We start from the raw sequence: 14,087 nt of genomic DNA, 5'->3' as shown, positions 1-14,087 counted from the left end.
CGCAGCGCGCGGGCCAGGTCGTCCCGGCGCTCCAGCACCAGGCGGCGCAGCGCCGGCGCGGCCTGCGGGTGCCCCGCCAGCCAGGCGTCGGCCCCGGCCAGGGTCTGCTCGTCGGCCTGGGCGATCGGGAAGAACCCGCCGACGATCCGCATCGCGATCTCGATGGTCCGGTCGGCCCAGACCCGCTCCAGCAGCTTGAAGTACGGCGCCGCGTAGAGCGCGGTCAGGTCGCGCTGGGAGGGGATCGAGAAGCCCGCCGTGTTGGCCTCGACCAGGGCGCTCGGCAGCTCGTCCGAGTCGATCACGGCCGACCAGGCGGCGGCCTTGGCCTCCGCGGTGGGCCGGGCGGCCAGGCTCTGGGTGTGGTGCCGCTTGCCGCTCGCGGTGTTGTCGGCGGCCAGCTCGGCGTCGAGTTCCTCGTCGCCGGCCTGGCCGGCCGCCGCCAGCGCCAGCCACAGCGACCAGCGCAGGTCCTGGTCGACCTTCAGGCCGTCGATCCGGGCGCTGCCGGACAGCAGGCCGCGGACCAGGCCGAGGTGCTCGGCGCCGCCCGCGGTCTGGGCGAGGAAGCGGGCCCAGGCCAGCTGGTGGTCGCTGCCGGGGACGGCCTCGCGCAGCTCGCGCAGGGCGCCGTCGGCGAGCAGCCGGCCGCCCTCGCCGCGCCAGGCCGGGTCGGCGTAGAGGTCGACGGCGGTCTTGACCTGGGCGTGCAGCGACTGGAGCACGCCGATGTTGCCCTCCTGGCCGGCGAACCGCAGCACCAGGGCGACGTAGTCGCGGGCCGGCATCAGGCCGTCCCGGGTGAGGTTCCAGACCGCGGACCAGGTCAGCGCGCGGGACAGCTCCTCGCGGATGTCGCCCAGACCGGCGCGCAGGGTCTCCAGCGACTCCTCGTCGAAGCGGATCTTGCAGTAGGTCAGGTCCTCGTCGTTGAGCAGCACCAGCGCCGGACGGGGCAGGCCGGCGGCCTCGGTGACGACGGTCCGGGAGCCGGTGACGTCCAGCTCGATCCGCCCGGTGCGCACCAGGGCGCCGTCGGCGTCCCGGTCGTACAGGCCGACCGCGATCCGGTGCGGGCGCAGCACCTCGCCGTCCTGGAGCACGGCCAGCTCGGTGATCCGGCCCTCGGCGTCGGTGGTGACCTGCGGGGTGAGCGCGTTGACCCCGGAGGTCTGGAGCCAGGCGGCGGCCCAGGACTTGAGGTCGCGGCCGCTGGTCTCCTCCAGCACCTCCAGCAGGTCGCCCAGCTCGGTGTTGCCGAAGGCGTGGCGCTTGAAGTAGCGGCGGGCGCCCTCGAAGAAGGCCTCCGAACCGACGTACGCCACCAGCTGCTTGAGGACGGACGCGCCCTTGGCGTAGGTGATGCCGTCGAAGTTGAGCTTGGCGTCCTCGAGGTCCCGGATGTCCGCGGTGATCGGGTGGGTGGTGGGGAACTGGTCCTGCCGGTAGGCCCAGGCCTTGCGCTGGTTGGCGAAGGTGACCCAGGCCGAGGAGTACCGGGTGCGGGCGCCGATCAGGCCGTAGGAGCCCATGAAGTCGGCGAAGGACTCCTTCAGCCACAGGTCGTCCCACCAGCGCATGGTGACCAGGTCGCCGAACCACATGTGCGCCATCTCGTGCAGGATGACGTTGGCCCGGCCCTCGTACGCGGCGTCGGTGACCTTCGAGCGGAAGACGAACTCCTCGCGGAAGGTGACGCAGCCGGGGTTCTCCATCGCGCCGATGTTGTACTCGGGGACGAAGGCCTGGTCGTACTTGCCGAAGGGGTACGGGTAGTCGAACTCCTCGTGGAAGAAGTCGAGCCCGAGCTTGGTGACGCCGAGGATCTCCTCCGCGTCGAAGTGCGGGGCCAGCGACTTGCGGCACATCGCGGAGAGCGGGATCTCCAGCGCGGTGCCGTCGGCCAGGTCGCGGCGGTAGTGGTCGCGGACGACGTGGTACGGGCCGGCGACGACGGCGGTGAGGTAGGTGGAGATCGGCTTGGTCGGCGCGAACTCCCAGGTGCGCGCCTCGCCCTCGGCGCCGACGCTCTCGTGCGCGGCGTTGGACCAGACGTCCCAGGCGGCCGGGGCGGTCACGGTGAAGGTGAACGGGGCCTTCAGGTCGGGCTGTTCGAAGTTCGCGAACACCCGGCGGGCGTCGGCCGGCTCGTAGTGGGTGTAGAGGTAGGTCTCGCCGTCCACCGGGTCGACGAAGCGGTGCAGGCCCTCGCCGGTGCGGCTGTAGGCGCAGTCGGCCTCGACGGTCAGCACGTTCTCGGCGGCCAGGCCGTCGACGTGCACCCGGGCGCCGTCGTAGGCGGTGGCCGGGTCGAGGGCGCGGCCGTTGAGGGTGACCGAGCGGACGGCGGGGGCGAGCAGGTCGAGGAAGGTGTCCGCACCGGGCTGGGAGCAGCGGAAGGTGACGGTGGTGGTGGAGCGGAAGGTGCCGGCCGCCCGGTCGGGGGCCGAGGTCACGTCCAGTCGTACCTGGTAGCCGTCCACGGCCAGGATGCTGGCCCGCTGCTGCGCCTCGTCGCGGCTGAGGTTCTTGCCCGGCACGGCGGTACTCCTTTGTCCGGCTCGCACGGTGGTGCGCCTGTGGGTGGTGCGGTCTCGGCGCGGGGTGTGCTCCGCGCGCGGGGTCATCCTTTCACGGCCCGTGCCGCCGGTACCATTGCACAGACTGCGGCGTCCGAACCGGAATCAGCGGTGTCGGGCGGGTGTTGGCGTCCGTGGGCGGAACCTCCTCCCGGCCCCGGACCACCTCACGAAGGACACCCGCAGTGACGACTGCCGCTGAGCGCAAGACCGCCGACTTCTGGTTCGACCCGGCCTGCCCCTGGGCGTGGATGACCTCCCGCTGGCTGATCGAGGTCCAGCAGCTGCGCCCGGTCGACGTGCGCTGGCACGTGATGAGCCTGTCGGTGCTCAACGAGCACCGCGACCTCCCGGCGGAGTACCGGGAGTTCCTGGACAAGGCCTGGGGCGCGGTGCGGGTCTGCGTCGCCGCCGCGGAGCAGCACGGGCCGGAGGTGCTCGGCCGGCTCTACACCGAGCTGGGCCTGCGCTTCCACAACCAGGGCCTGCCGCAGGACCGGGAGACGGTCGAGGCCGCCCTGGTGGCCGCGGGCCTGCCCGCCGAGCTGGCCGCCGCGGCCGACACGGACGCCCACGACGAGGCCCTGCGCGCCTCGCACAAGGAGGGCATAACCCTGGTCGGCGAGGACGTCGGCACCCCGGTGATCGCGGTCGAGGGCGTGGACGGCGAGCGGGTGGCGTTCTTCGGCCCGGTGGTCACCCCCGCGCCGAAGGGCGAGGCCGCGGCCCGGCTGTGGGACGGCACCCTGCTGGTGGCCTCCACCCCGGGTTTCTACGAGATCAAGCGCACCCGTACGGCCGGCCCGTCCTTCGAGTGAGCCGCCCGTAGCCTGCCCCGGCCCGCGGCGAGGCCCCTGACCCGCGGTGAGGCTCCTGACATGCGGCGAGGGCCCGGTACCGATCCCGGTACCGGGCCCTCGCCGCGGTGCGTCCGCGCCGGTCAGTGCCGGGCTGCGGCGGCCCGGCGCTGCTTGAGCAGCCCGGCGCCGCTGAGCAGCGCGACCAGCACGCCCGCCGCGTACAGTTGGTCGCGGTTGCCCTCGGTGGTGGTCATCAGGGCGAGGATGCCGGCCACGCCGGCCAGCGCGACCCAGGTCAGGTACGGGTAGCCCCACATCTTCACGGTGAGCAGCTCGGGCGCCTCGCGCTCCAGCCGGCGGCGCATCCGCAGCTGGGCGACGCAGATGAACAGCCAGACGACCAGGATCGCCACGCCGGTGGTGTTCATCAGCCAGGTGAACACCGTGGCGGGCCAGAACTTGGAGGCCAGCACGGCGGCGAAGCCGAACAGGCAGGAGGCCAGTACGGCCCTGCGCGGCACGCCGCCGCTGACCTTGGCCAGCGACCGGGGGCCCTGGCCGCGGCCGACCAGCGAGTACGCCATCCGGGAGGCGCCGTAGATGTTGGCGTTCATCGCGGACAGCAGCGCGACCAGCACCACCACCTGCATGATCGTTCCCGCGGCGGGCACCCCGAGGTGGCTCAGTACGGTGACGTACGGGCCGTCGGCGACGACCTTCGGGTCCTTCCAGGAGACCAGGGTGACGACCAGGGCCATCGAGCCGATGTAGAAGATCCCGATCCGCCACACGGCGGTGCGCACGGCGTTGGCGACGTTCTTCTTGGGGTCGTCGGACTCGGCGGCGGCGATGGTGACGGTCTCCAGACCGCCGTACGCGAAGACCGAGGCGAGCAGGCCGACGATCACTCCGTCGATGCCGTTGGGCAGGAAGCCGCCCTGGCCGGCGAGGTTCGAGGTGCCGGGGGCGCCGGGGCCGATCACGCCGGCGATGCCGAGCCCGCCGAGGACCAGGAAGGTGACGATCGCGGCGATCTTGATCGCGGCGAACCAGAACTCGAACTCGCCGAAGTTCTTCACCGCGGTGAGGTTGCTGGCGCAGAAGAAGGTCATGAACAGGCCGACCCACACCCAGACGGAGACGCCGGGGATCCAGCCGTTGACGATCTTCCCGGCGGCGGTGGCCTCGGCGGCGACGCCGCAGCAGAGCATCACCCAGTACATCCAGCCGGCGGTGAGCCCGGCCCAGGGGCCGATCTCCTTCTCGGCGTGCACCGAGAACGAGCCGGAGGCGGGCCGGGCGGCGGACATCTCGCCGAGCATCCGCATGATCAGCATGACCAGGAGGCCGGAGAGCACGAACGCCAGGATGATCGCCGGGCCGGCGGCCGCGATGCCGGCGCCGGAGCCGACGAAGAGGCCGGCGCCGATCACGCCGCCGAGGGCGATCATCGACAGGTGGCGCTGCTTCAGCCCGTGGGAGAGCTGCTGGCCACCCGACGCCGGGCCGGCGGCCCGCCGAGTGCGTTCGGGGGTCCCGGTCGCCGGAGGGGCGGAAGTGGGGGCCATAGGGATGGTTCCAGACTGTGCGGTGTGCGGCATGAGCTGTCCAATATCCGCGACACCCCTGTCCATGCCAAAGATGACCGGCTCAGGCTCATCATGCGGACCGCACCGAAACCGGAAGTGATCATTCCATGACCAGGAGTTGTCACGAGGCGGTTCCGACAACGCCCGAGGGCAGGGGTTTGTCCGAAACCGTGCCGTTCGCACCGTGGATCACCGCGTAGGTTCACAGGTGTTCACTCACCTGGACCTCACCGAGGAGCCCCGATGGCCACTGCCACCACCCCGATACCGCGCCGCGCCGTCCTCGCCGACCTGCTGCCCGCCGCCTCCACCCGCCTCGGCGCCCAGGCCCGCGACCTGGCCCTGGTGGCCGGCGGCGCCGCGCTGACCGGCGTGGCCGCCCAGCTGTCGGTCAACATCCCCGGCTCGCCGGTGCCGGTCACCGGCCAGACCTTCGCCGCCCTGCTGGTCGGCACCGCGCTCGGCGCCCGCCGCGGCGTCGCCTCGCTGGTGCTCTACCTGCTGGCCGGCATGGCGGGCCTGCCCTGGTTCGCCGAGGGCACCTCGGGCTGGGCGGCGGCCTCCTTCGGCTACGTGCTCGGCTTCGTCGTCGCCGCCGCCCTGACCGGCGCGCTGGCCCGCCGCGGCGCCGACCGCACCCCGGTCAACACCGCCGTCACCATGGTCCTCGGCAGCCTCGCCATCTACGCGGTCGGCGTCCCGTACCTGGCGCTGTCGCTGCACGTGTCGCTCGCCCGCGCCGCCGAACTCGGCCTCTACCCGTACCTGGTCGGCGACGCCCTCAAGGCCGCCCTCGCCGCCGGCGCCCTGCCGCTGGCCTGGAAGCTGCTCGGTCGGCGCTGACCGCGCCGTCGGCGCCCCCCGTCGGCGCACCCGTTGTCGGGCCCGGGCGCACGCGCATGCCACACTCATGGGCATGCGCGTGTACCTGGGCTCCGACCATGCCGGATACGAACTGAAGAACCACCTCGTGGAGTGGCTCAAGGGGGCCGGCCACGAGCCGGTCGACTGCGGGCCGCACATCTACGACGCCGAGGACGACTACCCGCCGTTCTGCCTGCGTGCCGCCGAGCGCACCGCCGCCGACGAGGACGCCCTGGGCATCGTGATCGGCGGCTCGGGCAACGGCGAGGCGATCGCCGCCAACAAGGTCAAGGGCGTCCGGGCCGCACTGGCCTGGAGCGTGCAGACCGCCGAGCTCGGCCGTCAGCACAACAACGCCAACGTGATCTCCATCGGCGGCCGCATGCACACCCAGGACGAGGCCACCGAGTTCGTCAAGGTCTTCCTGGAGACCCCGTACAGCGGAGAGCCCCGGCACACCCGCCGGATCGAGATGCTGAGCGAGTACGAGACCACCGGCGAACTCCCGCCGATCCCGGCCCACCACCCGCAGGGCTGATCCGCCACCCACCGTCCCCGGCGGCCGGCCGCACGCTCCCGTGCGACCGGCCGCCGCCGTCTGCGCGGGCCCCGGGGAGAGCCCCGGAAACACCTCCCGGAAGCCCCGCGGGAGCCTGCCGGACGCCGCGCGACGCGCCCGGAGCGGCCCCGTGCCGCCTGTGGGATCGGCCACAGGCCTCCGCGCACCGGCACCCCCGCGCGCGGGGCGCGCGCACCGCCCGCACGGTTCGTACGCCCAACCCGCGCACGCTTCCTGACGGCACGCCCGCACCCGTTCCGATCGGCCGAAACCCGCTGGGCGCCCCGCGCTCCGGCACCCGTGGCCGCCCCCGGCCCGTCGACGCCGGGCGGTACCCGTGGATAGGGTCGGACCCCATGGCTGGCAGAGCGCCGGGCACACCGCCCCAGACGACTGCGACGAGGCCCGGCGCCGCCCCGGCGTCCGAGTCCGTGACGGCCCGGTTGAGCAAGAAGGTCCGCCGGGTCCGCCGAAGGCTGCGCACAGCCGGGGTGGACTACTTCCGCGGCGGCGCCGCCGACTGGCCCGTGCTCTGCGCGCTCGCCCTGCTCGTCCCGGTGCTGATCCTCTTCAACATCTGGATGCCCGGCTGGGCCCCGCCCACCTCGCTGGTCCTGCCGATCCTGGCCGGCGCCCTGCTGCTGCGCCCCGGCAGCCTGGTGGTGCTCTACGCGCTGGCCGCGCTCGGCCTGTCCTCCGAGTCCGTGATCCACACCGGCCAGCGGGTCGCCAGCGACAACCCCGAGGCCTACCTCTACGGCGTCACCCCGGGCGCGGCCCTGGTGGTCGGCGCCGCCGGGGTGGGCGGGCTGCTGCTCGCCCAGTTCCGGGCCCGGGTCGGCGTGCCCTGGTGGGGCGGCTCCACCATGCTGTTCGACCTGCGCGAGCGGCTGCGGGTGCAGAGCCGGGTGCCCGCGCTGCCGGACGGCTGGCACGCGGACATGGCGCTGCGTCCGGCCGGCGGCCAGTCCTTCTCCGGGGACTTCGTGGTCGCCGCGCGCACCGGCCCCGGCCAGCGGCTGCTGGAGGTGGTCCTCGCGGACGTCTCCGGCAAGGGCATGGACGCGGGATCCCGCGCCCTGCTGCTCTCCGGCGCCTTCGGCGGGCTGGTCGGCTCGCTGCCCGCGCACGACTTCCTGCCCGCCGCCAACGGCTACCTGCTGCGCCAGTCCTGGGAGGAGGGCTTCGCCACCGCCGTCCACCTGGTGCTGGACCTGGACACCGGTGAGTACGAGCTGCTCTCGGCCGGGCACCTGCCGGGCATGCAGCGGCTGGCGGGGGAGGGCCGCTGGGAGGTCAAGCAGGCCGAGGGCCCGCTGCTCGGGATCTACGACGGCGCCAAGTTCGAGGGCGTGCGCGGCCGGCTGAACCGCGGTGACGTGCTGATGCTCTGCACCGACGGCATGGTCGAGGCGCCCGGCCGGGACCTCGCCGAGGGCATGGACCGGCTGATGGGCGAGGCGGACCGGCTGGTGCCGGGCGGCGGGCCCGGCACGGGAACCGGCGCCGCGGGCGCGCTGATCGAGACGGTCGCCCGGGACATCAACGACGACCGCGCCGTGCTGCTTCTCTGGCGCGACTGACGCCCGCTCCGGGGCACATGCCGGGGGCAGCCGTCGCTGTCAAGCCTGGGAGCTGATCTTCAGCCAAATCGGACGCCCCGTCGACGGACCGGACCAGCGGCTTCCGTTACCCGCCCCTGACGGTTTCCCGGCCGCTCAGCACGGCCCCGCCGACGATTCGTCAGGACGGCTCCGCTATCGTCCCGGTCGGCGGAAACTCGTCTCGCATCGCAGGATATCGGCGTTGGGCTGACTTTCAGACCTTTACGCAATCGGCACGGTCGACCACACTGAGTCCGGGCGGGACTGTTCAGGATTCGGGGGATTGGGGGGCGTCACGTGCGGCACGACAGACAGCGGTCGATCGTGGGCTCCCTCGCCGGCGGTGTGCCGGACGGTCCGCGATTCCGCCTCGGGACCGTCGGACAGGCCGGGGTCCGGCTTTCGCAGGTGCCGCCGGGCGGCGGCACCCCGCTATGAAAACGAGGAAGTGAGTCCGGGTGGCACTCTCCGTCTCCGCACTGGTCCTGTTCGCGATCCTGTGCATCATCTTCATCCGCAACAAGCAGATGAAGATCCCGCACGCGATCGTCGCCGCCCTGTTCGGCTTCATGCTCCACGAGACCACGGTCGCGACCTCGATCAACTCCCTGCTGGCCAACCTGGCGCACAGCATCTCCGGCATCACCGGAGGCTGATCCGGCCGGGCCGTCCGCGCCCCGGTCGAGGGGTCACCGGCCGGCCCGTCTGGCCTCCCGCCAGCGAGCGAACAGTCCCCGGGGGCGTGGTGCCGCCGGGGCCGGGACACGCATCGGTGCGGGTGCCACGGCACCCGCCGACGTGTGCTGCCCGGAGACCGCGGGCTCGGCCGTCAGCAGGACGAACAGCCGTGCCCAGCACAGGCGTTCACCCCGCGGCCAGTCCAGCGCGCGCAGCGCCGCCGACGCCGCCTCCGACACCTCGCCGCCCACCCGGACCTCGGCGACGTCGTCCCCCGCCTTCCCGCCCAGGAAGAGCTTGACGCCCACCGGCCCGGGCCCGGTCAACTCCGCGCGCAGCGCGGGCGCCAGGGCCGGCAGCACCCGGTGGTCGGCCAGCCAGCCCGCCAGGTGCTCGTTGCCGAAGCCGAACACCGCGGCCGGGCCCTGCACCGCGCGCCAGCCCGGGAGTTCGGGCAGGTGCGGCCGGTCGGCGTGGACCCCGCTGCCCTCCGCGAGCTCGACCAGCACCGAGGCGGTGGTGGTCGCCCACATCTTCACCGCGTTGGCGAGCTTCTCCTCCTCGGTCTTGCCGAGGCCGGCCGCGCAGTCCCACACCACCGGGGCGTCCGCCCGGCCCAGGTGGAGCACGAAGCCGAGGTCCACGTGGCCGGCGCCGTCGTCCCCGGGGTGCTCGCGGACCGCCACCGCCGTGGTGCCGGGGCCGCGGACCACGTCGCCGTCCGGGCGGAACACCTGGCCCAGTCGCGCCATCTCCCGGACCACACAGCGCTGTATGACGGCCAGTCGCTCCTGCGGACCCACCGGGACTCCTCCACCTCTGGAGCGCGGCGGCGGCGGTCGCGCTCCGACCGCGCTCGAAACCGCGCTCGAACGCCGCCGAGGCTATCGGCCCGGCAGCCCGCCGGGAAACCATGCGGACCCCGCGGTCCTCCGGTCGCGGAAATGTCCTTGATGCCCCACTTTGGGCAGCGGAACCCGACGTCCGTCCGCCCGGAGGACCCGCATGCCCCGCGCCGCCGCCCCGCCCCCGCCCGTCCTCCTCGCCCCCGGGTCGCCGCCGTTCGGCCCCGCCGACTCCGGGCTGGTCGCCGAGGTCGAGGCCTACCTCGCCTCGCTGCCCGCCCCCGCGCGCACCCCGGTGCCGTACGTCTGCCCGTACGGCAGCACCCCGCGGCCCTGGCAGGCCGGCCACCCCGAGCCCCGGGCCACCCTGCTCGACCGGGCGCTGGGCCGCCCGGCCCGGCCCGTCCCGGTCGGTGCGGCCGACCACCTCAGGCTCGCCTCCCGCTACATCGGGGCGCACGGCTGGCTCCAGGGCGCGATGTGGGACGAGGCCGGCCGGGTCTGCCTGCTCGGCGCGCAGGCCGCCGTCCTGGCGCACGGCTACGGCACCCCGGCCACCGTGCGCACCGCCCGGGTCCAGCTGATGGAGGTGCTGCACGCCACCGGCCGCCCGGCCCGCTCCCCGGACGAGTACAACGACCGCCCGACCACCCGGGAGAGCGACATCCACCGGCTGCTGGACCGGGCCGCCGCCCGTGCCGCCCGGCTCGGGCTCTGACCCCGGGAACGCCGACGGCCCCGGTGCGCTGGGCGCACCGGGGCCGGACCGGAGAGCGGGCGACGAGAATCGAACTCGCGTGACTAGTTTGGAAGACTAGGGCTCTACCATTGAGCTACGCCCGCACGACGCTCCCAGCCGTCACCGGCCGGAAGTTCGGGGGACAGCCTACCTGGTCCGGGCGCCCGAGTGCACACCCCGTCGCGCACGCCCTCTCCTGCGCGCCCGCGCGGTATCTCCCGCGTCGCGCCCGCGCGGAAAAGGTCGCCGGACCGTGTAGGCCCGGCGTGTACGCTTCCTCTCGGCACCACGGGGTGTGGCGCAGTTTGGTAGCGCGTCCGCTTTGGGAGCGGAAGGCCGTCGGTTCGAATCCGGTCACCCCGACAGTGCGGCAGGGTCTCGCCCACCGGGGCGGGGCCCTGTTCTGTATCGGAGCTGCACGGCGGCGGTACGGTGGCGTCTGGCGTCCGCCTTTCGTGGTACCGGTAGGATGGGGCGCTGGCGGTAGTCCCTGTGGCGTCCACCCAGGTCAACCGCACGAGGGCGAGGAGTCAAGCTCACCGTCCACCCCACACGGGAGATGCAGCTCCAACCGCCCATCGCCCGTCTCGTCCGACCCCCCTTCCGGCTCCGGCCGGGTGACGGGGACGGGCGGAGACAACCTGACCGCAAGCCCATAGGAGACCAAACCGTGAAGAGCGCCGTCGAGACTCTGAACCCGACCCGGGTTCGACTCACCGTCGAGGTGCCCTTCGAGGAGCTCAAGCCCAGCCTCGACGCGGCGTACAAGAAGATCAACCAGCAGGTCTCGGTCCCGGGCTTCCGCAAGGGCAAGATCCCGAACCGGGTCATCGACCAGCGCTTCGGCCGTGGTGCCGTGCTGGAGGAGGCCGTCAACGACGCCCTGCCGCGCTTCTACACGCAGGCCGTCGACGAGGGCAAGATCGAGGTCCTCGGCCAGCCCGACATCACCAACATCGAGGGTGTCGAGAAGATCGCCGATGGCGGTGACCTGAAGTTCACCGCCGAGGTGGACGTCCGCCCGGAGATCACCCTGCCGGAGTTCTCCTCCATCGAGGTGACCGTCGACCCGATCGTCGTCTCCGACGAGGACATCGAGAAGTCGCTGGAGCAGCTGCGCGAGCGCTTCTCCTCGGTCAAGGACGTCGAGCGCGCCGCCGCCGCCGGTGACATCGTGGTCGTGGACCTCGTCGCCAAGGTCGACGGCGAGGTGCCGGAGGACGGCACCGCCGCCGGCGTCAGCTACGAGATCGGCTCGGGCCGTCTGATCGACGGCATCGACGAGGCCGTCGTCGGCCTGTCGGCCGGCGAGGAGAAGACCTTCGAGACCGAGCTCAAGGGTGGCACCCAGGCGGGCAAGACCTCCGAGGTCACCGTCACCGTCACCGCCGTCCAGGAGAAGGAGCTGCCGGAGCTGGACGACGAGTTCGCCCAGCTGGCCAGCGAGTTCGACACCCTGGAGGACCTGCGCGCCGACTCCCGCAAGCGCCTCGAGCGCATGAAGGAGTACGACCAGGCCACCCAGGCGCAGGAGAAGGTCCTGGACGCGCTGCTCGCGCTGGTTGAGATCGAGTACCCCGAGAAGCTCCTCAAGGACGAGGTCGAGACCCGCAAGCACAACGTGGAGCACCACCAGCTCCAGCCGATGGGCCTGGACCTCGACGCTTACCTGGAGACCCAGGGCAAGACCCGCGAGGAGTGGGACACCGAGATCGAGGAGCAGGCGAAGAAGGGCATCAAGACCCAGTTCGTCCTGGACCAGATCGTCGCCGACGAGGAGCTGGGTGTTAACCAGGAGGAGCTGACCGAGCACCTCATCCGCCGCGCCGCCGGCTCCGGCCTCACCCCGGACCAGTTCGCCCAGCAGGTCGTCCAGGGCGGCCAGGTTCCGCTGCTGGTCGGCGAGGTCGCCCGCGGCAAGGCGCTGGCCACCGTGGTCGAGGCCGCCAAGGTCGTCGACACCGAGGGCAACGAGGTCAACTTCGACGACGAGGACGAGGCGGGCGAGACCGTCGAGGCCGCCGCCGAGGAGACCGCCGCCGAGGAGAAGACCGAGGCCTGAGCGCCGCGGTAGCCCCTTCGGGCTGCGAGCGGGCCCGGACGCCGTACGGTGTCCGGGCCCGCTGTCGTCCGGCCCCCGGCCGCAGCGACCCTGCGCTCACAGCGAACAGTTCTGCGTGAGGGATTCTGCGGCCCGGCCTGCGCGTTAGGGTCCTTGGACAGCAACAATCACGACGTGATACCCGGAAGCTGTGCGACACCGTGACGGCCGTGGAGCGACCGTCCAAACCGACTGAGCAGGTGGCTAAGTGACGTTCCCGCAGATGCAGATGCCTGGCCCGATGGCGCCGCACGCCGCCGCTGGTGACGTGCTCGGCGGCCTTGGCGACCAGGTCTACAACCGGCTGCTCAACGAGCGGATCATCTTCCTCGGCCAGGCGGTCGACGACGACATCGCCAACAAGATCACCGCGCAGCTGCTGCTGCTGGCCGCGGACCCGGACAAGGACATCTTCCTCTACATCAACTCCCCGGGCGGCTCGATCTCGGCCGGCATGGCGATCTACGACACCATGCAGTACATCAAGAACGACGTCGTCACCATCGCGATGGGCATGGCGGCCTCGATGGGCCAGTTCCTGCTCACCGCGGGTGCCCCCGGCAAGCGCTTCTCGCTGCCGAACTCGACCATCCTGATGCACCAGCCCTCCGCGGGCCTCGGCGGCTCCGCCACCGACATCCGGATCCAGGCCGAGCAGCTGCTGCGCACCAAGAAGCGGATGTCCGAACTGATCGCCCACCACAGCGGCCAGTCCTTCGACCAGATCACCGCCGACTCCGACCGCGACCGCTGGTTCACCCCGGAGGAGGCCCTGGAGTACGGCCTCATCGACGCGATCATGCACAGCGCCGCGGACGTCCCCGGCGGCGGCGGCACGGGCGCTGCCTGAGCCTCGGCCCGGCCCCCGACACCACAGCCCCAACGCCCCGGAGGACAAGGACCCCCATGAACATCCCCAGCCTGTCGGCCGCCAAGGCCCGCGTCGAGGACATGCGTGCCGAGGGCCGCTACATCGTCCCGCGCTTCGTCGAGCGCACCACGCAGGGCATCCGTGAGTACGACCCGTACGCCAAGCTGTTCGAGGAGCGCATCATCTTCCTCGGCTCGCAGGTCGACGACGTCTCGGCGAACGACATCATGGCCCAGCTGCTGTGCCTGGAGTCGATGGACCCGGACCGCGAGATCCAGATGTACATCAACTCGCCCGGCGGCTCGTTCACGGCCCTGACGGCCATCTACGACACGATGCAGTACGTCAAGCCGGACATCACCACCGTCTGCATGGGCCAGGCCGCCTCCGCCGCCGCCGTGCTGCTCGCGGCCGGCACCCCCGGCAAGCGGATGGCGCTGCCGAACGCCCGCATCCTGATCCACCAGCCGTACACCGAGACGGGCCGCGGCCAGGTGTCCGACCTGGAGATCCAGGCCAAGGAGATCTTCCGGATGCGCGAGCAGCTGGAGGAGATGCTCTCCAAGCACTCCAACCGTTCGGCGGAGCAGGTGCGCGACGACATCGAGCGCGACAAGATCCTGACCGCCGAGGAGGCCAAGGAGTACGGCCTGGTGGACCAGATCATCACCACCCGCAAGACCTCGCTGACCTCCTGAGGTCGGCTCCCTCCCGATCCGCGACCGGGTCGGAGGGTCCCGTCGGGGCGGGGGGGGGGGGCCGCGGGGGGCCCCCCCCCCCCCCCCCCCCCCCGGGCCGGGCCCGGCCCGGGGAGCCGCAGCAGAAACACGCACACCAGCGGGGCGAGACGCACCCCAG

At 72.5% G+C, this 14,087-nt stretch carries 12 protein-coding genes and 2 tRNA genes; 10 read left to right on the top strand and 4 right to left on the bottom strand.

The genetic code is table 11. The features are described from left to right. The coding region (gene pepN, locus AB0E96_RS28195; protein ID WP_359828395.1) for an aminopeptidase N at nucleotides 1-2,540 on the bottom strand (2,540 nt) is incomplete at its 3' end. Between the two features lie 224 nt (nucleotides 2,541-2,764). On the opposite strand from pepN, the gene AB0E96_RS28190 reads away from it, so the two are divergent. After that, entirely contained in the window at nucleotides 2,765-3,397 is a 633-nt protein-coding gene (locus tag AB0E96_RS28190) for a DsbA family protein (protein ID WP_359828393.1), read from the top strand. 122 nt (nucleotides 3,398-3,519) lie between these two features. Here AB0E96_RS28190 and AB0E96_RS28185 read toward each other — a convergent pair whose 3' ends face one another. Continuing rightward, a complete protein-coding gene (locus tag AB0E96_RS28185) occupies nucleotides 3,520-4,830 on the bottom strand; it encodes an amino acid permease (protein ID WP_359828397.1) in 1,311 nt (436 codons plus the stop codon). Between the two features lie 381 nt (nucleotides 4,831-5,211). Between AB0E96_RS28185 and AB0E96_RS28180 the strand changes: the two genes are divergently transcribed. The 4 genes from AB0E96_RS28180 to AB0E96_RS28165 all read left to right on the top strand — a co-directional run bounded on the left by AB0E96_RS28180 (nucleotide 5,212) and on the right by AB0E96_RS28165 (nucleotide 8,651). Then, on the top strand, nucleotides 5,212-5,811 hold the full coding sequence (locus AB0E96_RS28180) for a biotin transporter BioY (protein WP_359828391.1): 600 nt from the start codon (nucleotides 5,212-5,214) through the stop codon (nucleotides 5,809-5,811). Between the two features lie 73 nt (nucleotides 5,812-5,884). Beyond that, entirely contained in the window at nucleotides 5,885-6,370 is a 486-nt protein-coding gene (locus AB0E96_RS28175) for a ribose-5-phosphate isomerase (protein WP_359828390.1), read from the top strand. A gap of 464 nt (nucleotides 6,371-6,834) precedes the next feature. Further along, nucleotides 6,835-7,974 carry a PP2C family protein-serine/threonine phosphatase gene (locus AB0E96_RS28170; protein ID WP_359828388.1) on the top strand — a complete coding sequence of 380 codons (1,140 nt, stop codon included), beginning with the start codon at nucleotides 6,835-6,837 and terminating at the stop codon, nucleotides 7,972-7,974. 479 nt (nucleotides 7,975-8,453) lie between these two features. Beyond that, on the top strand, nucleotides 8,454-8,651 hold the full coding sequence (locus AB0E96_RS28165; RefSeq protein WP_049648957.1) for a hypothetical protein: 198 nt from the start codon (nucleotides 8,454-8,456) through the stop codon (nucleotides 8,649-8,651). Between the two features lie 33 nt (nucleotides 8,652-8,684). Here AB0E96_RS28165 and AB0E96_RS28160 read toward each other — a convergent pair whose 3' ends face one another. Next, nucleotides 8,685-9,476: a DUF6348 family protein gene (locus tag AB0E96_RS28160; protein ID WP_359828386.1), complete on the bottom strand. Its 792-nt coding sequence runs from the start codon at nucleotides 9,474-9,476 to the stop codon at nucleotides 8,685-8,687. Nucleotides 9,477-9,678: 202 nt separating this feature from the next. Here AB0E96_RS28160 and AB0E96_RS28155 point away from each other — a divergent pair, with 202 nt between their 5' ends. Then, nucleotides 9,679-10,236 carry a hypothetical protein gene (locus AB0E96_RS28155; protein WP_359828384.1) on the top strand — a complete coding sequence of 186 codons (558 nt, stop codon included), beginning with the start codon at nucleotides 9,679-9,681 and terminating at the stop codon, nucleotides 10,234-10,236. Nucleotides 10,237-10,290: 54 nt separating this feature from the next. On the opposite strand, the gene AB0E96_RS28150 is transcribed toward AB0E96_RS28155, so the two are convergent. Further along, nucleotides 10,291-10,361 (bottom strand) — tRNA-Gly (locus AB0E96_RS28150). 185 nt (nucleotides 10,362-10,546) lie between these two features. Between AB0E96_RS28150 and AB0E96_RS28145 the strand changes: the two genes are divergently transcribed. From AB0E96_RS28145 to AB0E96_RS28130, 4 genes are all read left to right on the top strand, one after another. Beyond that, a tRNA-Pro gene (locus AB0E96_RS28145) sits at nucleotides 10,547-10,620 on the top strand. Nucleotides 10,621-10,927: 307 nt separating this feature from the next. After that, the gene (gene tig, locus AB0E96_RS28140) at nucleotides 10,928-12,319 is read left to right on the top strand and encodes a trigger factor (protein WP_359828383.1); all 1,392 of its coding nucleotides are present in this window, start codon (nucleotides 10,928-10,930) and stop codon (nucleotides 12,317-12,319) included. Nucleotides 12,320-12,599: 280 nt separating this feature from the next. Continuing rightward, the gene (locus tag AB0E96_RS28135) at nucleotides 12,600-13,208 is read left to right on the top strand and encodes an ATP-dependent Clp protease proteolytic subunit (RefSeq protein ID WP_355262296.1); all 609 of its coding nucleotides are present in this window, start codon (nucleotides 12,600-12,602) and stop codon (nucleotides 13,206-13,208) included. Between the two features lie 56 nt (nucleotides 13,209-13,264). Then, nucleotides 13,265-13,927, top strand: coding sequence for an ATP-dependent Clp protease proteolytic subunit (locus AB0E96_RS28130; RefSeq protein WP_359828381.1), 663 nt, complete (start codon nucleotides 13,265-13,267; stop codon nucleotides 13,925-13,927). Nucleotides 13,928-14,087 lie beyond the last annotated feature (160 nt).

The sequence above is a fragment of the Kitasatospora sp. NPDC036755 genome, assembly GCF_040636595.1.
Lineage (GTDB): Bacteria > Actinomycetota > Actinomycetes > Streptomycetales > Streptomycetaceae > Kitasatospora.
Note: the sequence above shows the minus strand (reverse complement) of the source record. Positions and strands in the feature narration are given on the sequence as shown.